Raw genomic sequence first — 20,011 nt, 5'->3', positions numbered from 1 at the left:
ACCTCCGTTTTATATTGTGAAACGTGATTTCGAATCGCGGAACATAATATCATGCCTTTTTGCCATTTCCACCCCCGGATATCACTTAGAAGTGTAAAGTCAAGTAGATGTTTACCCTGACTTGATGCATAATTACGGGCTTCCCAGCCGACGGCCCCTCGCCGCTCTAAGTCTTGGTGGCAGCTCCCGGCGACTGGCGTGAAACTTAGCTATTTCAGTAACTTAGAGAGAGACACCGCCATGACCGCACCGCTGAATGCACCTGACTACGTCAAACATGAAGCCCTGAAAAAATGGGTTGCAGACATTGCTGCACTGACCCAGCCTGACCGTATTCACTGGGCCGATGGATCGCAGGAAGAGTATGACCGCCTGTGTGCCGAAATGGTAGAGGCCGGCACCCTGATCAAGCTCAACGAAGCCAAGCGTCCGAATTCCTACCTGGCTTTCTCCGATCCGTCCGATGTGGCACGCGTCGAAGACCGCACCTACATCTGCTCCGCCAAGAAGGAAGACGCCGGCCCGACCAATAACTGGGAAGAACCTGCCGTCATGCGCGAAACCCTGAACGGTCTGTTCAAGGGCTGCATGAAGGGCCGTACGATGTACGTCATCCCATTCTCGATGGGTCCGCTCGGTTCGCCGATCGCCCATATCGGTTTCGAAATCACCGACTCCGCCTACGTTGTCACCAACATGCGCACGATGACCCGCATGGGCAAGGCCGTTTTCGACGTGCTCGGTACCGATGGCGAATTCGTGCCCTGCATCCACACCGTCGGCGCCCCGCTTGAACCGGGCCAGCAAGACAGCAAGTGGCCGTGCAACCCGACCGTCAAGTACATCGTGCACTACCCGGAAACCCGCGAAATCTGGTCCTACGGTTCCGGCTACGGCGGCAATGCCCTGCTTGGCAAAAAGTGCTTCGCCCTGCGCATCGCCTCCAACATGGCGCGCGAACAAGGCTGGCTGGCCGAACACATGCTCATCCTCGGCGTCGAATCGCCGGAAGGTGAAAAGTCTTACGTCGCTGCCGCCTTCCCGTCGGCCTGCGGCAAGACCAACTTCGCCATGCTGATTCCGCCGAAGACCCTGGACGGCTGGAAGATCACCACCATCGGCGACGACATTGCCTGGATCAAGCCGCGCCAGGACAAGGATGGCGTCACCCGCTTCTACGCCATCAACCCGGAAGCTGGTTTCTTCGGCGTCGCTCCGGGCACCTCGGAAAAAACCAACTTCAATGCGCTGGCCACGTTGAAGGAAAACATCATCTTCACCAACGTCGCGCTGACCGACGACGGCGATGTGTGGTGGGAAGGCCTGACCAAGGAAGCACCGGCTCACCTGATCGACTGGCAGGGCAACGACTGGACGCCTGCAGATGGCAAGGCCGGCAAGAAGGCTGCGCACGCCAACTCGCGTTTCACCGCCCCGGCCAACCAGTGCCCGTCGGTTGACGAAGCTTGGGAAGACCCGGCCGGCGTACCGATTTCCGCCTTCATCTTCGGCGGCCGTCGTGCCACCACCGTGCCGCTCGTCTACCAGGCTTTCAACTGGAACTACGGCGTCTACATGGCGGCCACGCTCGGCTCCGAAACCACGGCTGCCGCCTTTGGCCAGCAAGGCGTTGTCCGTCGCGACCCGTTCGCCATGCTGCCGTTCTGCGGCTACCACATGGGCGACTACTTCAACCACTGGTTGAAGATGGGCAAAACCGTCGATGCCACCCCGAAGATCTTCTGCGTGAACTGGTTCCGCATGGATGCCGATGGCAACTTCATGTGGCCAGGCTTCGGCGACAACATGCGCGTCCTGAAGTGGATCGTTCAGCGTTGCAAGGGCACCGTTGCTGCCAAGGAAACCGCTCTGGGCTGGATGCCGAAGTTCGAGGACATCGACTGGACTGGCATCAATATTTCCAAGGGCGAATTCGATGCGCTGACCACGATCGACGCCGACGCATGGCGCTCCGAACTGGCTGGCCACAAGGAGTGGTTCGACAAGATGGGCGAAAAACTGCCGCGCGAGTTCACCCTCAAGCGTGAGCTGTTCGAAATGGCCCTGTTTAAAGACGCTGTCTGATTGAACGTCTGATTTAAGCTGACGGCCACCTGCGGGTGGCCGTTTGTTTTGGAGAATCACATGTACCGCCCAGCCCAACGCCTGGCCGACATTTCCCCGTTCCATGTGGTCGAACTGCTGACCCGGGCTCGACAACTGGAAGCTGAAGGTCGCGACATCATTCACATGGAAGTCGGCGAACCCGACTTTCCCACGCCTGAACCGATTGCTCGCGCCGCCATGGCTGCGATCGAACAAGGCCGCACCCTGTACACCCAGGCACTCGGCCTGCCCGAGTTGCGTGAAGCGATTTCCAGCTTCTACCGTCAACGCTATGGGGCTCATGTACCGGCCTCCAGAATCGCCATCACCAATGGCGCATCCGGTGCGTTGAATCTTGCATTTGCCTGCCTGGCCGACCCGGGCAGCGAATGGCTGCTGACCGATCCTGGCTACCCGTGCAACCGGCATATTTTACGGGCCTACGAAGGTCGACCGTGCAATATCCCGGTTGGCCCTGAAAGCAATTTCCAGCCGACACCTGATTTGCTCCGAAAACACTGGTCGACCGCGACACGCGGCCTGCTCGTCGCTTCACCGGCCAACCCGACCGGCACCCTGTTGACGCAATCCGAAATCGAGGCCCTTGCCGCTGTCTGTCGGGAGCAAGAGGGTCACTTTCTGGTGGACGAGATTTATCACGGGCTGACCTATGAAGGCGATGCACCGACCGCCTGCGCCGCAGGCGACGATATCTGGGTGATCAACAGCTTCTCGAAGTATTTCCAGATGACCGGCTGGCGACTGGGCTGGATGGTCATTCCCCAAGCCTATGTCAGGGATGTCGAAAAACTGGCACAGAACCTGGTTCTTTGCCCATCCACACCCGCGCAATACGGCGCACTGGCTGCATTCGAACCAGAAACCATCGCCCTGCTCGAAACTCGCCGCGCCGAATTCCGCCGGCGCCGCGACTTTCTTGCCCCGGCGCTGGAAGCCATTGGCTTTCGCATCACAGCCCGCCCAGAAGGGGCGTTCTATCTGTATTGTGACTGTTCCGCCTTATGCGAAGACAGCTTTACCCTCGCACGCGACTTGCTGGAAACGGCAGGCGTTGCGGCCACACCCGGGCTTGATTTTGGTTCGCACGAACCGGCGAAGCACATCCGTTTTGCCTACACGACAGAGATCGAACGACTGGCTGAAGCCGCGCAGCGTCTAAAAACCTATTTCAGCCGGTAAGCACAGATCGGGATAGCACCGGGCAAGCTCAGGCCAATCAAAGAATGGCCCTGGATCGGTTTTCCGCGCCGGGGCCACGTGACAATGCCCGGCAATCGCGGCAATTGGGTAGCGCTGACGCAACGCCTCGATCAACGCGCTAAGCGCAACGTATTGCTCTGCCGGATATGCCTGAAAATCGGAGCCTTCGAGCTCGATACCAACGGAGAAATCGTTGCAATTCTCCCGCCCCGACCAGCTTGACCGACCGGCATGCCAGGCTCGCTGGTCGCAACCGACAAACTGGATCACAGAACCATCGCGTCGGACGAAAAAATGGGCCGATACCTGCAACGGTGCGATTTCAGCAAAATAGGGATGGGCCTGCGGATCGAGCTGGTTGGTAAAAAACTGTTCGACCCAGGGGCCGCCAAAATGATCAGGGGGCAAGCTGATGTTATGCACGACAATCAGCGAAACATCCCCTGAATCAGGCCGCTCTCCGAAATTCGGGGAATGAATGTGACGAACCCCGCCCAGCCAGCCTCCGGGAGCCCAATCGCTCATTCGATCCCCAAGCGTTCCAGGCGATAACGCATGGAGCGAAAAGTCACACCAAGCAAACGGGCAGCGGCCGTCCGGTTACCCTCGGTGGTTTGCAAAGCCTCCAGAATCGCCTGGCGTTCAAGTCGGTTCAGATACGTATCCAGCGTCTCACTACCACGCCCGACGCTCTCTCCAACCATGTCTTCAGGTTCGAGATGGAGATCATCGGTTTCAATAAGCGCCCCCGAACACAGCGCCGTGGCTCGCTCCAGAATATTTTCCAGTTCTCGGACATTGCCTGGAAATGTGTAGAACTCCAGGGCACGCAAAGCGGCCACAGACAAAAGCGGGTGATCGGCGCCAAACAGCCGCTGCAAAATGGCGGCGACCAGCGGGGCAATATCTTCGGCTCGCTCGCGCAAAGGCGGCATGCGCAGCTCGATGACGTTCAGGCGGTAATAAAGATCCTGACGGAAAGCTCCCCGGTCGACACAATCGCGCAGGTTTTTATGCGTCGCACAGACAATACGGACATCGACAGGCTCTTCGAGTGTATTGCCCACTTTGCGCACACGTTTTTCCTGAATGGCGCGCAACAACTTGACCTGCATGGCCAGCGGCAAATCGGCCACTTCGTCAAGAAACAACGTCCCGCCATTGGCCGCCTGGAAAAAGCCGTCACGGTCGCTTTCTGCCCCGGTGAACGCGCCCTTGCGATAACCGAAGAATTCGCTCTCCATCAGCATTTCGGGGATTGCACCGCAGTTGACCGGGACAAAGGCACCGGCATGCCGGGCGCTGCGGGCATGGATCAGGCGAGCGGCCAGTTCCTTGCCACTGCCGGACTCGCCTGAAATGTAGATCGGCGCCTGGCTGCGCGCCAATTTGTCGATCATTGTCCGGACGTGCTGCATGCAAGGCGAATCGCCCACCAAGGCAAGCAAGGGATCATCTTCACGGACCGCCTCTGGCAAGCGCAGGGCCGATTTGACCAAGGTCCGCAACTGATCCAGGCCAACCGGTTTGGTCAGGTAATCAAACGCCCCGGCCTTGAGAGCCGCGACCGCATTTTCTGCACTCCCGAAAGCCGTAATCACGGCAACCGGCAGTCGACCGTGGTGCTCGGCAATATGCTGGACAATTTCCAGCCCCTCGCCATCGGGCAGACGCATATCGGTCAGGCAGAGATTAAAGGTCCCCGATTCGAGTGCTTTTTTCGCCTCGCCGACCGAGCCGACACATACCGTAGCCAAGCCCATGCGCAATAGCGTCAGATCGATCAGCTCACGAATATCCGGCTCGTCGTCGACCACCAAAACCCGGTTCAACGCATCAGCGGACCGTCGCTCACTTCGGGCAAGTGACACCAATCATTTCTCCCTGCAAGAATAAAATGGCCGCCAGACGACGTGCCGACCAGTTCAAGTGTCGCACCGTTGGCTGCCGACAACTCGCGCGCGATGAACAAACCCAAGCCCGTACCGGCATGGTGAGTCGTGAAAAAAGGCTCGAATATCTGCTCCCGAACCGCATCAGAGATACCGGGACCATCATCGATGACGTGCAATTCTACCCGCCCTTCCTGGCTGCCGCGCCGGGCAAGCAGGCGAACAGCACCTTCGCCGCGACTCGAATGCCGCAAGGCGTTGCTCACCAGGTTCCAGAGAATCTGATCAAGGTGCGAGCGATCAAAACACAAGGTCAAAGGTTCATCGAAGATGGCAGCGACAACACCGGGAGCCAGACTTTCCGCCGCTGAAAACTGCTCGATAAAAGCAGCGCAGAACTCTTCAAGTGCCAGGTTTTGCGGCTCCGCACGCTGCTGGCGCCCCAAACCCAGGACATCCTGGACGATGCGATCCAAGCGAACCACATTGTCATTCAAAATACGTAAAAGGCGATCTTGCACGGCGCCGCGCTGTTCCTCGCGCAACAACTCACCGGCATGCCCGATGGCCGACAACGGATTGCGGATTTCATGGGCAATACTCGCGGTCAACCGCCCCAGGGAGGCCAATTTCAATTGCTGGGCACGCGCCTTGATACGCCCGACATCCTCAAGAAAAACGAGCACCTCGCCATCGGAGCTAGTTGTCCGCTCAAAACGGGCCTGTAACTCGCAACCATCGCTTCCGCCAAACTGCACGGAATCGGAGCCCCCCGCCAGCCAGGCGTGAAGCGCGTCAGCCAAGGCAGGGACCAGTACAGCAAGCATCGGGGCAGTATCCGGAGCAATCCCCAGCATGTTCGCGGCCACCGGATTACTCTGCCCGACCACACCATCCTGTCCGACAATCAACACGCCATCCTGCATCCGCTCGACCACACGCCGACTGATGCGAATCTGATTCTCCAGCGCCTCGCCACGACGCCTGGCCAGATCCTCGTTGGCCATCACACGTTGTCCCAACAAGCGCGCCAGAATCGCTGTCGCAAAAAAACCGGCCGAAAGGAATCCGCCCTGGACAACGGATGCCAGTTCAAAATACCCCTCGACAAGCCCGTAAAGCTGGGTCAACAACACCGCCAGCGTAGCCAGCGCAGCATAGAACAATACCAGCCGCCCTCGCCCAACCAAACTGGCTGCCGCCAGAGAGATCAGCAACAAGACGCCGAGACCGCTCCCCACGCCTCCCGCCTCATACATGAACAAACTGACCACCACCGCATCGATGGCCACCTGGATCGAGAGCTGGAAGTTGAAACGCCGTTGCCAGTGGATCGACAACAGCAAGCCGCCAACGATACTCAGGGCATAGATTGCATCAAGCGCCAGCAAGGCGGCGGAGGGCGAAAAATGAAGTCGGCCAGTCCAGTCAAAGGGTACCAGCAGGGCCAGAAAGAACAGGCCGGCGAGCACCAGTCGATACAGGTTGAAATACTGGAAGGAGCGCCAATTAGCCTCCCAGGTCGAGGACAGCCAGTCGGACATCAGCGTCCGTCGGCCTGACGGTGAGCCTGGCAGCAAAAACTGCGGTCATTGTCGACAAGCGCTTCGCTGGCCGGCAGATAGACGCCGCAGTGTGCGCAACTGACCATCTGCTCGGGGGGCCGCCCTTGAACCGGCTGGTCCGATGGCTGTGCATTGCGCTTCTTCCACACCCACCAAATCACGCCCAAAAACGCAAAAAGGAACAGGTATTTCATTACAACCTCACACAGGAAAGGGCGTCACACCAGGATGGGCAATACAACGATAGCCCATCAGCTTCGCCCAATCCTCTGCATTTTGCAACCACCCGGCAAGACTCGGGACAGGCAAAAAAATTAATTGAGCTGACCTTCAAGCGCCGACAACAACTGGGGAAAGTCGACCGGCTTGAAAAGCACGGTCCAGCCAGAAGACTCGGCAATCTTGATCCGCTCGGGCAATGTTTCCCCCGTCAGGATGACCGCCCTGATCGGATGCATTGCTTGTCGCTGAATGGTTTTCAACATCTCGACACCATCCATGCCTGGCAGCCGAAAATCAGAAAGATAGATATCTGCGCCTGAAATATCACTGGCCGACAAAGCAAGCTCTGCAGAAGCGTAGGAAGAAACACGAATACCCTTGGCCCTGAGCGCGATATCAACCGCACTCGCCAGCAAGGCATCATCCTCGACCACCACAACCCGACGTCCAAGCCAGCAGGACTCAACGGCGGACTCGCTGACCGCGGCGGGCACCAAGGCCCGAACGGGCAACAAAGCCTCGTCGGCCAATGGGAGTGAAAATTCAAAAACTGATCCCTTGCCGTGGCGTGAACGGCAAATCACCTCGGTGCCCAGCAACTTGGCCAGGCGCTTGACAATCGACAATCCCAGCCCCAGCCCCTTGGCTCGATCACGCGCCTGGTTCCCGATCTGAAAATACTCATCGTAAATTTTTCGCGTATTTTCAGCCGAAATACCGATCCCGGTATCCCAGATCTGAATTACCGCACGGTCACCCCGGCGGCGAATACCAACCAGAATCCCGCCTGCGTCGGTGTATTTCAGTGCATTCCCGATCAGGTTATTGAGCATGCTGAGAAGCAATTTGGCATCGGTAAAAACAGCCAGCCGCCGGAAGGGAAAATAAAGCTTGAAGCGCAACCCCTTGTCCAGCGCCAGGGAACTGAATTCAGCATCGATCTGGCGAAATAAAGCCTCGACATCAATCGTATCCGGAACAGGCTTGATGCGACCGGCATCCAGCTTTGAAATATCAAGAAGGGCATTCAATAAGTCGCCCAAAGAGGTCAGCGAAAGTGACAGATAGTGACTCAAGCGCTGCTGCTCTTCATTGAGGCCCGTACCTTTGAGAACACTGTGGAATAAATTGATTGCCTGCAAAGGTTGGCGTAAATCGTGGCTCGCCGCAGCCAGGAATTCACTCTTGACCTGATTCAAGCGGGTCGCTTCCTCCTGTGCCAGTTTCAACTCGTGGGTCCGAGCCTCAACCAGCTGCTCGAGATTGTTTTGATGTTCAACCAAAGCCTGTTCGGCCTGACTACGCGCCAGATCACGGCGCTTCAATCCCTCCAGCAAGCTGCCGAAGCGCTCATCAAGCAGTTGAATTTCATCGACAGCCCGTGGGACAGGCTTTGAAGCCAGCGCCAACTCAGGCAAAGCATCGGTAATCGCCTGTTCGGTACGAGAAGTCAAATGCTCGATCGGCCCAATCACCGTCCGCCGTAACAGCCAGCGCAACGAAAAACACATGACGATGAAGATCAGCAGCATGGTAATCAGGTGATCGCGCAGGCTGGCAGCCTGCAATGCATCCCGATCATGACTGGAAAAAATAACCCGTATTTTCCCGATTCCAGGCGCATCGCTATCCCGCCAGCGGATTTCCGAAACAAATTCAGGCCCAGCCGCATCAGGATTGCCAAAACGAGCCACACCCTGGCCATGATGAGTCACCTCAACAAACTGGATACTGTCGTTTTTTTTCCCGGCAACGGCAATGGCATACTCAAGCGCGGGGTAATCCAGACTGATCAATTGCTCAATGGCAAATGCTCCCAGTGAGTCGACCAGATTCTGGCTCTGCTTCTCGAACAGACGCTCAAGAGAAGCGCGCTGATTGATTGAAAAATACGCAGTAGCCAGGAGCAGGGCGATACCGACAGCGGTTGTTGCCCCCATGAGAATTCGCGCAGAAAGGGATCGCCCTGGCCCGAAAATTTGTTCGAAGCGGTTAAACAGCCTGATCGATCTCACTGGCAAAAGCCCTTTGAGTTTTATTTCCCGGAACAATCCGGCGGCATGCGAAAACGGGAAAAATTGCCGTCCGCATAAAACGTTGAAATATATCACAGCGCAAAGAGCCGCCCTTGGAAATCCAAGGCTTCAGGAATATCGCAAAATGCTGACTGAAAATAGAAAAACCCACGTAACTGGTAGCCCAAGATGGACAAAATAGCGACCATCACCAAACGCGGCGACCTCCAATGGCGAGCTCAAGTTCGCGGGGAAGGCCACCCTGCCCAGAGTAAAATTTTTGAGACCTGAGAAGCTGCAGAGCAGTGGGCTCACGCCATAGAACGCGAACTCGACATAGATTAACCGCGACCCGGCAGAGAAAATACGCTAGGCGACATTCTCAAACGCAACTGGATGAAGTCGTTCCCTCGCACAAAGGGGCTGCTATCGAAAAAATCGGGATCAACGCCATCCTCACGGCCAAAGTCAGCCAACTGGCCATGATGGCCCTGACACCGGCGGCTCTGGCGGAGTGGCGTGACGAGCGACTAAAAGCGGTGGAAGCAGCCACAGTCCACCGCGAGCTGGACATCATTTCTGCCACCATTAACACGGCCCGAAAAAAGAGGGGAATCCACACTTCCCCCCCATTCTGTCAATGCATCGTTCCAAGCCATCGAAAGCCAGATGGACGGTCAAACGAGATATCCAAGTAATCCATCTAACCCAGTTCTTGTATCGCTCCAGGGTGAGAATTGGAACTTATTAAGCCACTAATGCCGCGTCGCCACCAGGTTTTACTGTCCGATAATTCAACAAGCCCATTCCTCCCCAAGAGTCTGCATCTGTTGCAACACTAATTCCACTGCAGTCTCCTGCTGATCCGGCGGATACTTGTACTTGCGGAGAATTCGCTTAACCATCAACCGCAGCTTCGCCCGAACACTTTCTCGCGCAGACCAATCCACCGTAATGTTCTGACGCAGGTTTTCGGTCAGCTCGTGGGCAATTTTCTTCAGCGTCTCATCCGACAGCTCGCGCACCGCTGACTCGTTGTCGGCCAGCGCATCGTAGAAACGAACCTCGTCGTTGCTCAGGCCCAGCTCTTCACCGCGATTCGCTGCAGCCCGGAACTTCTTGGCCATCTCGATCAGTTCTTCGATGACTTGTGCCGTTTCGATGGCGCGGTTCTGATAACGCTTGATAACGTTGCTCAACAGCTCAGAAAACTTCCGTTCCTGCACGACATTGCTGGCGAATTTGCTCTTGATCTCACCTTCAAGCAGCCGCTCCAGTAGCTCAACCGCCAGATTCCGCTCGGGCAGACTGCGAACATCAGCCAGGAAGTCGTCATCGAGGATGCCAATGTTCGGCTTGTCGAGGCCTACCGCATCGAAGACATCGACAACCTCTTCCGAAACCACCGCCGAACCGATGATCTGGCGGATTGCCAGTTCCTTTTCGTCGTCGCTGCGCTTTTTCTGGCTCAGGTCACGCTTGGTCAGGATCACCTTCACGGCTTGATGGAAGGCCACCTCCTCGCGCACCGCCTTGGCTTCATCCAGCGTGCAGCACAGCGTGAAAGCCTTACTCATGGCCAGCGCCGTATCGGCGAAACGCTTCTTGCCGTCTTTCAGCCCCAGTACATGATTGGCAGCACCGGCCAGCCGTTTGTGGCCGGCGCTCAGGAAATCGCTGTAATCGAAACCATGCAGCAGGCCGCGCAGAATGTCGAGTTTCTCTGCCAGCACGGCATAGGCTTCGGCGGCATCCACCGTCGGCCGGCCGCGCCCGTTGCTGTTGGTGTATTCCCGCAAGGCGCTTTTCAGTTCATTGGCGATGCCGATGTAGTCCACCACCAGCCCACCCTGCTTGTCCTTGAACACCCGATTGACCCGCGCAATGGCCTGCATCAGGTTGTGGCCCTTCATCGGCTTGTCGGCGTAGAGCGTATGGACGCAGGGCGCATCGAAGCCGGTCAGCCACATGTCGCGCACGATCACCAGGCGCAACGGGTCGGCAGGGTCTTTGAAACGCTTCTCCAGCCGTTTTTTGACCTGGCCGCTGTAGATGTGCGGCCGGAGCAATGCCTTGTCGCTGGCTGAGCCGGTCATCACGATCTTGATTGCGCCCTTTTCCGGGTCGGCGTCATGCCATTCCGGGCGCAGCTTGACGATCTCATTGTAGAGATGGACGCAGATCTCGCGACTCATGGCGACGACCATAGCCTTGCCGCTTTGCGCCTTGTTACGCTCTTCGAAATGAGCGACCAGATCGCCGGCCACGCTGGCGATGCGCGGCTCGGCGCCGACCACCTTTTCCAGCGCCGCCCATTTGCTCTTCAGTTGCGCCTTCTGGCTGTCTTCCTCGTCCTCGGCCAGCTCGTCGACCTCGTCGTCAATCTGCGGCAGTTCTTCCTGCTTCAGCGACAGCTTGGCCAGGCGCGACTCGAAGTATATGGCGACCGTCGCCCCATCCTCCTTGGCCTGCTGCATGTCGTAGACGTGAATGTAGTCGCCGAACACGGCGCGCGTATCACGGTCCTCCGACGAAACCGGTGTGCCTGTAAAAGCTACAAAGGTGGCATTGGGCAAGGCATCGCGCAAATGCTGCGCGTAGCCCACCTGGAAGCTGGTTTGATACTCCGCCGTGGGCTCGGCCACTTTAAGCGCCTGTGCGTCGTTGGCAGCAGCTCTGGGCGCCTTGATCGTCTTCAGCTTGGCCTTGAAACCGTATTGCGTCCGGTGCGCTTCGTCGGCAATCACCACGATGTTGCTGCGCTCGGAGAGCACAGGGAAGGTGTCCTCATCCTCGCCCGGCATGAATTTCTGGATAGTTGCGAAGACGATGCCGCCGGATGGACGGTTGCCCAACTTTGCGCGCAAGTCCTGCCGGGTGTTGGCCTGCACCGGCTGCTCGCGCAACAAATCCTGGGCCAGCGAAAACACGCCGAACAACTGCCCGTCCAGATCGTTGCGGTCGGTGATGACGACGATGGTCGGGTTCTCCATCGCTGTTTCCTGCATCACCCGCGCGGCAAAGCAGGTCATCGTGATGCTCTTGCCGCTGCCCTGCGTATGCCAGACGACACCGCCCTTGTGCGTGCCGCCGGGGCGCGAGGCCACCACCACCTGGTTGATCGCTGCCCGCACCGCATGGAACTGGTGATAGCCGGCAATTTTCTTGACCAGCCCGCCGTCATCCTCGAACAGCACGAAGAAACGCAGGTAATCGAGCAATTGCGCTGGCGCCAAGACGCCACGAATCAGCGTTTCCAGCTCGTTGAACTGGCCCAGCGGGTCAAGCGTCAGGCCATCGATCGTCCGCCACTGCATGAAGCGCTCAGCATTGCTGGAAAGCGAACCCAGCCGCGCCTCGCTGCCGTCAGAAATGACCAGCAGCTCGTTGTACTGGAACACATCGGGGATCTGTTCCTTGTATGTCTGAATCTGGTCGTAGGCTTTCCAGATGTCGGCCTTCTCATCGGCCGGGTTCTTCAACTCCAGCAGTACCAGCGGCAGGCCATTGACGAACAGGATCACATCCGGCCGGCGGGTATGGTGCGGCCCTTTGATGGAGAACTGATTGACTGCCAGCCAGCGGTTCTTGGCCGGGTTGCTCCAGTCGATCAGGCGAACGAAATCGCCACGCGTTTCGCCCTCTTTCTGGTACTCCACCGGCACGCCGCCCACCAACAATTTGTGGAAATGGCGATTGGCCGAAAGCAAGGCCGGGATGCCGAGATCCAGCACTTGTTTAAGCGCTTCTTCCTTGGCGGCGGTAGGGATGTCCGGGTTCAGGCGGTGAATCACCTCGCGCAAGCGGAAGGGCAATAGCACCTGCAGGTAATCGGCGCGCTCCGGGTGTTCGCCGTCCGGGGCGATGTCCGGGCCAAACAGTGTCTCGTAGCCTGCCTCTAGCAGCCAGCCCAGTGCTTCCTGTTCGAGTTGGTCTTCAGTCATTTCAACTACCCAGCAGAATGCGGTTCAACGCCACATTCACGTAGTAATTGCTGCGCCCAATCTTGTTCTTCTGCACGAAGCCGCCGGCATCCAGGGCATCCAGATACTTGCTGGCGGTCAGGCGCGAGACGTCGAGGTCGCGTTCGATGAACTCGATCTTGGTATAGGGGTGCATGAACAGGTTGTTGATCAGGTCCTGGCTGTAGAACTTGTAGTCGGCGCGAATACGGTGCTTGTAGTCGAACAGCGCATCCTTGATCGCATGGATGGTCTGAATCGTCTGCCTGGAGGTCTGTTCCACAACTTCGAGCATGTACAGCACCCACTCCTCCCAGGCGTCGGCGTCGCGCACCGCCTGCAGCAGGCGGTAATAATCCGCCTTGGTACGCACGATGTGGCGAGAGAGGTAGAGCACCGGCACATCAAGCAGCCCTTCCTTGACCAGATAGAGCACATTCAGGATGCGCCCGGTACGGCCATTGCCGTCGTAGAAGGGATGGATGCTCTCGAACTGGTGATGAATCAGCGCCATCCGTATCAGAGGGTCGACCGCGAAACGCTCGCCGTCGTTGATGAAGCGTTCCAGCTCGCTCATCAGTGCAACAATTTCGGCGGGGTCTTGTGGCGGGGTATAGACCGTTTCCCCCGCCCCGGTTTTCAGCGCCGTGCCCGGCAGTTTGCGAAAACCGGCGTTGTTGCGCTCCAACTCAGCCTGGATGTCGACAATGCGGTTGGCGGTAATCAGGCCAGTCTCACGGACTTGCCGATAGCCAAGATGCAGCGCCTGCCGGTAGCGCAACACCTCCTTGGCCGCCGGATTGGCGAAAGCCTCCGGCAACACATCATCCTTGAACAACTCATCGTGAGTCGTAACGATGTTCTCGATTTCCGAACTGTCCTTGGCCTCCTGCAAGCCTAGCGTATTGATCAGGATGCCCTGGTTCGGAATCGACGCCGCAACCCCTTTCAGCTCAGCCAAGGCACGGCTGGCGCTGGCCAGGCATTTCAGGATGGCCGGCGTATCGAAGCGGGCAGCATTCAGCGTTTCAAGGGAAGGCAAGGCAGTCATGGCAACAGGCGGGCGCATGGTCTCGTGTATAGGAAAACGGATTCTCCATGCACGTCGACCGGGACATGTTTAAGGAATCGACATTTTTATACATATCCAGCAGGACGTGTATAAAAATCGTCATTTTTTATGCACGTCTTGCGCCGGTATTAAAACCGGCTTTAATACCGGATTACGAGACTGAATTTGCTTCCGGCAGGCGCAACTGGCCGGAAATCAAGCGAGGAAGCAAGGTGTCGCGGAGGGAGGCGAGGTTTTGGGCTTGTTGTCGATTATGGCCAATACGTTCAAACACTGGACGTGTAGCCGCCTCAAAACTCTCCAGCACAGACGGAGGGGGAACAATACGCCGCATCGACAAAACACCATCAGGCTTCACACGTTGATGACTGTTCGATGTACCGGTGACCAGTTGGCAGAGCAACTGCTGAAACTCTGGTGCAGAAAAGCTGCAATACACAAACTCCCTAGATGCACCGCCAGCGGGGGTAAACACCAGAAATTCGGTTGAGCAAACTGCCGTCGCGCCGGCTGACGCCGGCATCCATACGCGGGAAATATGCGGATTCAGTTTTGAGAGCAGAACCGCGCGGGGTGGAACAGAAGTCTTGTTACTCTTGATTTCCGAACCAGCTTCAATTACCGGCATTTGCCCGGAATCGAAGGCCGGCAAGCTGTAATGCTCAAAAAAAATATCCGGGTGGCTCAAGGGATTGAGTGACCCTTTGTGTTGGTGCACCAAGTCCGATAATGCGCCAACCCGCCATCCTCTCGGCACCAAGCCCAGTTCCGACTCCTCGAAGCTGTCGGGAAAGAACGCGGCAGTGGCTTCGTCCATGCCATCCGGTGCGCGGCCTTGTTGCCTGGCGTGCACGGGGTCGAAATCGACAAACCACGATTTGAACAACGCCTGTGCGATGGCTTCCATGGTGGCGTTGGTTTCGCGCAACAAGGTGATGCGGTCGTCGAGAGGCTTTACAACATCAACGATAAATCGCTGAGTTGTGGTGTCAGGAATTGTTGCCGTGATTCTTCGCTGGTCGCGCAAGCTGACGTAGTCAGCCATATCGGTCTGACCTTTCAGGTAAGCAACCTGATTAAAGAACTCTGCGCTGTTCATCCAGTAGTAAAGATATTCCGGCAACAATCTATTCGGCGCCAGCGAGCGCCAAAAACAAAGTTGAGGTGAGTATACAAACTGCTGCGTTTGATCCCGCACTAACGCAAAGCGACCAACGGTCCCTTTTGACGTAAAGACAACATCACCGGGACGACTGAGTTTGCTCCCTACTTTGGAGAGCGAGTTCACCGGGAATAAATCAGCAGATGCAAATTTGAATCCGTCGTTGATATTTCCTGCCCGTGCGAAGGGAATACCTTGATCAGAAAGTTCACTGTTTTTTGCCCGGTAACCGTCTCCGATTTCCATTAGGCCGGCAGAAATCAACTCCTCAATTCGGTAGGTTCCGGCCTTAAAACTCATACCCTAGCCCCCCAAGCTTCTGGCGAATCAAGGCATCAAGTTCCGCCCCTTTCGCCATCTGCTCGCCGAGTTGCTCGGTGAGCTTCTGCATCTTGTCAGCAAAAGCTTCGTCGTCGTCCTCGACCTCTTCGGCACCAACGTAACGGCCCGGCGTCAGGACATGACCATGTTCGGTGATTTCGGCCAGTTTGACGCTGCGGCAGTAGCCGGGGATGTCGAAATAGAGTTCATTTTTGGCCGTTTTTTCCGGTTGACCGCGCCAAGCGGCTACCGTGTCGGCGATGCGGGCGATAACCTCATCGGTCAGTTCCGACTGCACCCGGCTGATCATGCTGCCTAGCTTGCGGGCGTCGATGAACAGCACTTCGCCCTGCCGGGTTTGCTTCTGCCGGGCAAGAAACCACAGGCAGGCGGGAATCTGGGTATTGAAGAAGAGCTGGCCGGGCAAGGCGATCATCACTTCGACCACGTCGGCGTCGACCATGGCGCGGCGGATGTCGCCTTCGCTGTTCTGGCTGGAGCTCATCGAGCCGTTGGCGAGCACGATGCCGGCGCGGCCGTTGGGCTTCAGGTGGTAGAGCATGTGCTGCAGCCAGGCGTAGTTGGCGTTGCCGGCCGGCGGCTGGCCATATTCCCAGCGCGGGTCGCCGGTCAGACTGGCATGCCACCAGTCGCTGATATTGAACGGCGGATTGGCGAGGATGAAGTCGGCGCGCAGATCCGGGTGCTGGTTGCGGGTGAAAGTGTCGCCGGGTTCGCGGCCGAGGTTGAAGTCGATGCCGCGAATGGCCAGGTTCATGGCGGCAAGGCGCCAGGTGGTCGGATTCGATTCCTGACCGTAAATGGAAACGTCGCCGATCTTGCCGCCGTGCGCCTCGATGAACTTCTCGGACTGCACGAACATGCCGCCGGAACCGCAGCAGGGGTCGTAAACCTTGCCGTGGTGAGGGGCGAGCACGGCAACCAGGGTCTTGACGATGCTGGCCGGCGTGTAGAACTGGCCGCCCTTCTTGCCTTCGGCGCTGGCGAACTGGCCGAGGAAATATTCATAGACCTGGCCGAGCACGTCGCGCGCCTTGCCTGGGTCATCGCCGAAGCCGATGGTGGACACCAGATCGACCAGCTCGCCGAGCTTGCCATCCGGCAACTGGGCACGGCCGTAGCGCTTATCGAGGATGCCCTTGAGCTTGGGATTTTCAACTTCGATGATGTTCAGCGCGTCATCGATGCGCTTGCCGATGTCCGGCTGCTTGGCGGCGGCACGGATAGCTTCCCAACGGGCCGACTCCGGCACCCAGAAGACATTGACCTCGCGGTAGTAGTCGCGGTCTTCCAGCTCGGCGGCGAGCAGTTCATCGTCGCAATCGTGCAGGAAATAGTCGTCGGACTCATCGGCAAAGCGCCGGGTCAGTTCGGCACGACGGGCAGCGAAGGTATCGGAAACGTATTTGACGAAGATCAGGCCGAGAACGAGGTGCTTGTATTCGGCTGCGTCCATGTTGGCGCGCAACTTGTCGGCGGTGGCCCAAAGGGTCTTCTTGATGTCATCCAGCATTGAGTGGGCTTTGTCGTTGATGCGATTAGGCCGGCATTATGGATTGACGCTGATCAATCCGCCAATGTCACCCGCAAGCTCTGTTGCTGGTCGAATTTTAGCGGGAAGGAAAATCAGACGGCGCTCTACCAGATTGGCACATTAAACCAGCTTGCACCATCGCACTTCTGGAATGGAGATTGCTTGATTTGTCATATTCCTTATCCAGACCGAGCGACGCCAAATGACCTCCACCGCCAATTCCTTCATGACCTTTCTGACATCTCGAAGGATCAATCTACGCAACATTGCAGGCAGGAGCCGAGGGGACTACACCGTAGATGACGTATATTCCGAAGCTTGGCTCATCGCTGATGAGATCAGACGAAAACGAGGTTTCGCCGTTGACTTCTCGAATCACGATGATCAGGAACTTGTTTTAGCATGGCTCCACTGCAAGCTCATCCGCTTTGCGGAAAAACATATTCGATTCGCTGTGAAGCTCGACAAGGGCTGGGATTCTGAGGATTCCGAGTTTGCAGTTAACCGCTTGGCCTGGTTTCTTGCCGCACCGGAGCAATTTGACCCTGCAATTCGCATCGAGCTTGATCAGGAACACGTTGCCCCCCTCGAACTGGTCAAGCACAGTTATTCGCAAGCATCGGCGTATGTAATTCTGCTGGACCGATTTGACTGGGAATTGGAGAGACTGGCCAACCATCTCCGACTCGTGGCCTCTACCGTACGGAGCAAAATGACCGCAACCGGACAACACATGAAACGCCAGCCATCGTTGTTTGACCGTATTCAGACCATCGACAACAACTTCATACCCACCGTTGCGCGCGGCCTAACTAGAATTGCCATTGGAGAAGAAGGACCACAACAACTTGCATGGGAATTCGCATAAGCCACTTGTACCAGATAGCCGCGTCGACACCTATCCGGCCCTAGACTTCCTAAACATTTTCGCGCCCGCGAAAATCATGCAGAACGATTCGAAACAACGAGGAATGACGTTAAGAAACATGAATTCACGTGGATCAACATCAATCAACACCAAGGACACGCACCAATTTAGGTTGCAAGCGACGATCAACAACGAAAAAATCTCTGGCATCGAGATTCCGGCCACAGTTTTCTGTACGATGGTCGAAATCAAAGCCATCGACTGAATGCAGAGTGCGGACCTGGCCAATTGCGAGCTTATGTTTGCCAGCCTGCTTTAATGAGAGTGCCTGCATCGTCCTATGCAACGATTCGTATTGGGACTTGCCGGTATCGCGGCCTGCCTCGAGGAACGAGGCGCGAGAGGCTACTACAGCCCCCCCCCTGCGGCATGCCAGTCACCTCATAGATTACCTGCATCCAGACATCCGCTTTAGCTTCTTCCAATTGCTCGCCCCAGAACTTGATCTCGGCATCACCCCTGCTTACCAAAACTGATCCAGTGTGGATCTTCTTTCGACCGCGCACCACGGGTGAAAACAAACAGGATCTTGCAATGTAATTTGGCATCACGCGAAGAAACTCTTCCATCCCCGGCAAAAACATTTGCACTAGGGTTTCAGCAGCTTTCAGCGCTAGATGTCGTTTAGCCTACAGCGCCTTCTGACTCACCCATGCAATCTGGCCATCAGGTAGATCAGGGCTTAGCAAATCACGCACATCTCAACTGCCCGAGCTTGCATCGGTTACGTTGGTCGATAGCCGCCTTGGGAACTGCACGGCCCGAACCGGCCAGCGACTGGGCCTTAGCATCGGTTGCCAAGCCCCCCCGAAACGGCGATGCCGGAAGCGACCGCCATGGAGGTGTTGATGAATTTGCGTCGTTGCGCATCAAATGTTGAGCGGGTCATGACTGGTTCCTTTTCCAGTGATCTCAAATCAAAGGGACTTGCCGTAGAAGTGAGTCAGCTTTTCCACCGCCTGATTCAGGTAGGGCTGCTTCCAGTAGGTTTCGATATGCGTGGCCCCTTGGAGCAGGAACAACTCCTTATCCTTCGTTCCCGTGGCCTTGGCGTAGGCATCCTCGGTCATGTAGAGGCTGTCGGCCTTGCTGCCGGCGATCATTAGCAGGGGCTGGTTGATCAGCTCGATCTGGTTGGTGGCGTCAAAGCGCATCAGGTCCAGCAGACTGCTCGTGGTGTATTTGAAGGTCGAGTTGGGGTGGGCATGGGTCTTCCAGTAATACTCGTAGCCCTGCCGGTACAGATCAAAGGGTAGTTTGGCGATCTGCTCATCCGTCAGATTGGCATCCCCGGAATAGCGTACCGGGCCACCGGCTGCTTCCTGGGCGCGGGCCTCGCTGGCCTGCTGCAGGCGGGTCTGGATCGTGTTCAGTTGCGAATCCACGTAACCATTGCGGCGCACGCGCCCGGAATTGAACATGCTGATGGTCGCAAGCGCCTTGAAGCGCTTATCTGTTTGCGCAGCAGACAGGGAATAGCCCCCGCCACCACAAATGCCGAGCAGACCCAAACGGCTGGCATCGACCCCTGCATACTGGCTGATGAAATCAGCCATGCCGTGGATGTCTTCGATCCGGTAAGCCGGCTTGTCCACGTTGCGGGGCTGGCCACCGCTACCGCCCTGGTAGGCGGCATCGGCGGTGATGGTGATATAGCCCTGTTCCGCCAGACGCTGGGCATACAGGCCGGCAACCTGTTCCTTGACCCCTCCATTGGGATGGGCCACCACCACGGCTGGGTAGCTCTTGCCGCCGTTGCCCTTACCGTAGTTGGCGGGGGTGTAGACATTCGCGACAATGTCGAGACCGTGCAGTTTGTAGGTAACTGGATGGATACTCACCTGGCCCGGGCGGTTCTCGGTAAGGGCCCCCTGGTAGGTGAGGGTAAAGGGGTTCTGTTTGTAGTCGGCAGCACCGGTGGCACCGGACAAGGCACCAAGGCTTGCGGCCAGCAGGATTGAGGGAAGGCCTGTGGATTTCATGTCATTTG

Annotated in this window: 14 protein-coding genes; 3 read left to right on the top strand and 11 right to left on the bottom strand. The window is 57.1% G+C overall.

Annotation, left to right across the window (positions count from 1 at the left end):
• Nucleotides 1-240: 240 nt before the first annotated feature.
• Nucleotides 241-2,085, top strand: coding sequence for a phosphoenolpyruvate carboxykinase (GTP) (locus KI614_RS03505; RefSeq protein ID WP_226407925.1), 1,845 nt, complete (start codon nucleotides 241-243; stop codon nucleotides 2,083-2,085).
• 60 nt (nucleotides 2,086-2,145) lie between these two features.
• On the top strand, nucleotides 2,146-3,306 hold the full coding sequence (locus tag KI614_RS03500; protein ID WP_226407924.1) for a pyridoxal phosphate-dependent aminotransferase: 1,161 nt from the start codon (nucleotides 2,146-2,148) through the stop codon (nucleotides 3,304-3,306).
• On the opposite strand, the gene ampD is transcribed toward KI614_RS03500, so the two are convergent.
• The 9 genes from ampD to KI614_RS03455 form a co-directional block, all read right to left on the bottom strand.
• Nucleotides 3,283-3,852, bottom strand: coding sequence for a 1,6-anhydro-N-acetylmuramyl-L-alanine amidase AmpD (gene ampD, locus KI614_RS03495; protein ID WP_226407923.1), 570 nt, complete (start codon nucleotides 3,850-3,852; stop codon nucleotides 3,283-3,285). The two genes, KI614_RS03500 and ampD, sit on opposite strands and share 24 nt — an antisense overlap.
• Complete coding sequence (locus KI614_RS03490) at nucleotides 3,849-5,198, bottom strand: sigma-54-dependent transcriptional regulator (protein WP_413464170.1); 1,350 nt, start codon at nucleotides 5,196-5,198, stop codon at nucleotides 3,849-3,851. The genes ampD and KI614_RS03490 overlap by 4 nt, the downstream gene beginning before the upstream one ends.
• On the bottom strand, nucleotides 5,156-6,763 hold the full coding sequence (locus tag KI614_RS03485; RefSeq protein ID WP_226407921.1) for a two-component system sensor histidine kinase NtrB: 1,608 nt from the start codon (nucleotides 6,761-6,763) through the stop codon (nucleotides 5,156-5,158). The genes KI614_RS03490 and KI614_RS03485 overlap by 43 nt, the downstream gene beginning before the upstream one ends.
• On the bottom strand, nucleotides 6,763-6,978 hold the full coding sequence (locus tag KI614_RS03480) for a PP0621 family protein (RefSeq protein ID WP_226407920.1): 216 nt from the start codon (nucleotides 6,976-6,978) through the stop codon (nucleotides 6,763-6,765). Before KI614_RS03480 ends, KI614_RS03485 begins: the two co-directional genes overlap by 1 nt.
• A gap of 120 nt (nucleotides 6,979-7,098) precedes the next feature.
• Nucleotides 7,099-8,946, bottom strand: coding sequence for a hybrid sensor histidine kinase/response regulator (locus tag KI614_RS03475; RefSeq protein ID WP_226407919.1), 1,848 nt, complete (start codon nucleotides 8,944-8,946; stop codon nucleotides 7,099-7,101).
• A gap of 869 nt (nucleotides 8,947-9,815) precedes the next feature.
• Entirely contained in the window at nucleotides 9,816-12,965 is a 3,150-nt protein-coding gene (locus KI614_RS03470) for a type I restriction endonuclease subunit R (protein WP_226407918.1), read from the bottom strand.
• Between the two features lies 1 nt (nucleotide 12,966).
• Nucleotides 12,967-14,052 (bottom strand): Fic family protein, encoded by a 1,086-nt coding sequence (locus tag KI614_RS03465; RefSeq protein WP_226407916.1) that lies wholly within the window; start codon nucleotides 14,050-14,052, stop codon nucleotides 12,967-12,969.
• 154 nt (nucleotides 14,053-14,206) lie between these two features.
• On the bottom strand, nucleotides 14,207-15,517 hold the full coding sequence (locus tag KI614_RS03460; RefSeq protein WP_226407914.1) for a restriction endonuclease subunit S: 1,311 nt from the start codon (nucleotides 15,515-15,517) through the stop codon (nucleotides 14,207-14,209).
• The gene (locus KI614_RS03455; protein WP_226407912.1) at nucleotides 15,507-17,072 is read right to left on the bottom strand and encodes a type I restriction-modification system subunit M; all 1,566 of its coding nucleotides are present in this window, start codon (nucleotides 17,070-17,072) and stop codon (nucleotides 15,507-15,509) included. Before KI614_RS03455 ends, KI614_RS03460 begins: the two co-directional genes overlap by 11 nt.
• Before the next feature lie 223 nt (nucleotides 17,073-17,295).
• Here KI614_RS03455 and KI614_RS03450 point away from each other — a divergent pair, with 223 nt between their 5' ends.
• Nucleotides 17,296-17,961 carry a hypothetical protein gene (locus KI614_RS03450; RefSeq protein ID WP_226407910.1) on the top strand — a complete coding sequence of 222 codons (666 nt, stop codon included), beginning with the start codon at nucleotides 17,296-17,298 and terminating at the stop codon, nucleotides 17,959-17,961.
• Nucleotides 17,962-18,100: 139 nt separating this feature from the next.
• Here KI614_RS03450 and KI614_RS03445 read toward each other — a convergent pair whose 3' ends face one another.
• Both KI614_RS03445 and KI614_RS03440 read right to left on the bottom strand, forming a co-directional pair.
• Nucleotides 18,101-18,295 carry a hypothetical protein gene (locus KI614_RS03445; protein ID WP_226407908.1) on the bottom strand — a complete coding sequence of 65 codons (195 nt, stop codon included), beginning with the start codon at nucleotides 18,293-18,295 and terminating at the stop codon, nucleotides 18,101-18,103.
• A gap of 643 nt (nucleotides 18,296-18,938) precedes the next feature.
• Complete coding sequence (locus tag KI614_RS03440) at nucleotides 18,939-20,003, bottom strand: alpha/beta hydrolase (RefSeq protein WP_226407906.1); 1,065 nt, start codon at nucleotides 20,001-20,003, stop codon at nucleotides 18,939-18,941.
• Nucleotides 20,004-20,011: the final 8 nt, after the last annotated feature.

The sequence above is a fragment of the Dechloromonas denitrificans genome (genome assembly GCF_020510665.1).
Taxonomy (GTDB): Bacteria; Pseudomonadota; Gammaproteobacteria; order Burkholderiales; family Rhodocyclaceae; genus Azonexus; species Azonexus denitrificans_B.
Note: the sequence above shows the minus strand (reverse complement) of the source record. Positions and strands in the feature narration are given on the sequence as shown.

Coding starts and splice junctions, on each gene's coding strand:
- KI614_RS03470 (WP_226407918.1), bottom strand. CDS start 12,965: ATGACTGAAGACCAACTCGAACAGGAAGCACTGGGCTGGCTGCTAGAG.
- KI614_RS03480 (WP_226407920.1), bottom strand. CDS start 6,978: ATGAAATACCTGTTCCTTTTTGCGTTTTTGGGCGTGATTTGGTGGGTG.
- KI614_RS03445 (WP_226407908.1), bottom strand. CDS start 18,295: ATGCAGGCACTCTCATTAAAGCAGGCTGGCAAACATAAGCTCGCAATT.
- KI614_RS03475 (WP_226407919.1), bottom strand. CDS start 8,946: ATGGGGGCAACAACCGCTGTCGGTATCGCCCTGCTCCTGGCTACTGCG.
- KI614_RS03465 (WP_226407916.1), bottom strand. CDS start 14,052: ATGCGCCCGCCTGTTGCCATGACTGCCTTGCCTTCCCTTGAAACGCTG.
- KI614_RS03485 (WP_226407921.1), bottom strand. CDS start 6,763: ATGTCCGACTGGCTGTCCTCGACCTGGGAGGCTAATTGGCGCTCCTTC.
- KI614_RS03460 (WP_226407914.1), bottom strand. CDS start 15,517: ATGAGTTTTAAGGCCGGAACCTACCGAATTGAGGAGTTGATTTCTGCC.
- KI614_RS03450 (WP_226407910.1), top strand. CDS start 17,296: ATGACCTCCACCGCCAATTCCTTCATGACCTTTCTGACATCTCGAAGG.
- ampD (WP_226407923.1), bottom strand. CDS start 3,852: ATGAGCGATTGGGCTCCCGGAGGCTGGCTGGGCGGGGTTCGTCACATT.
- KI614_RS03440 (WP_226407906.1), bottom strand. CDS start 20,003: ATGAAATCCACAGGCCTTCCCTCAATCCTGCTGGCCGCAAGCCTTGGT.
- KI614_RS03455 (WP_226407912.1), bottom strand. CDS start 17,072: ATGCTGGATGACATCAAGAAGACCCTTTGGGCCACCGCCGACAAGTTG.
- KI614_RS03500 (WP_226407924.1), top strand. CDS start 2,146: ATGTACCGCCCAGCCCAACGCCTGGCCGACATTTCCCCGTTCCATGTG.
- KI614_RS03505 (WP_226407925.1), top strand. CDS start 241: ATGACCGCACCGCTGAATGCACCTGACTACGTCAAACATGAAGCCCTG.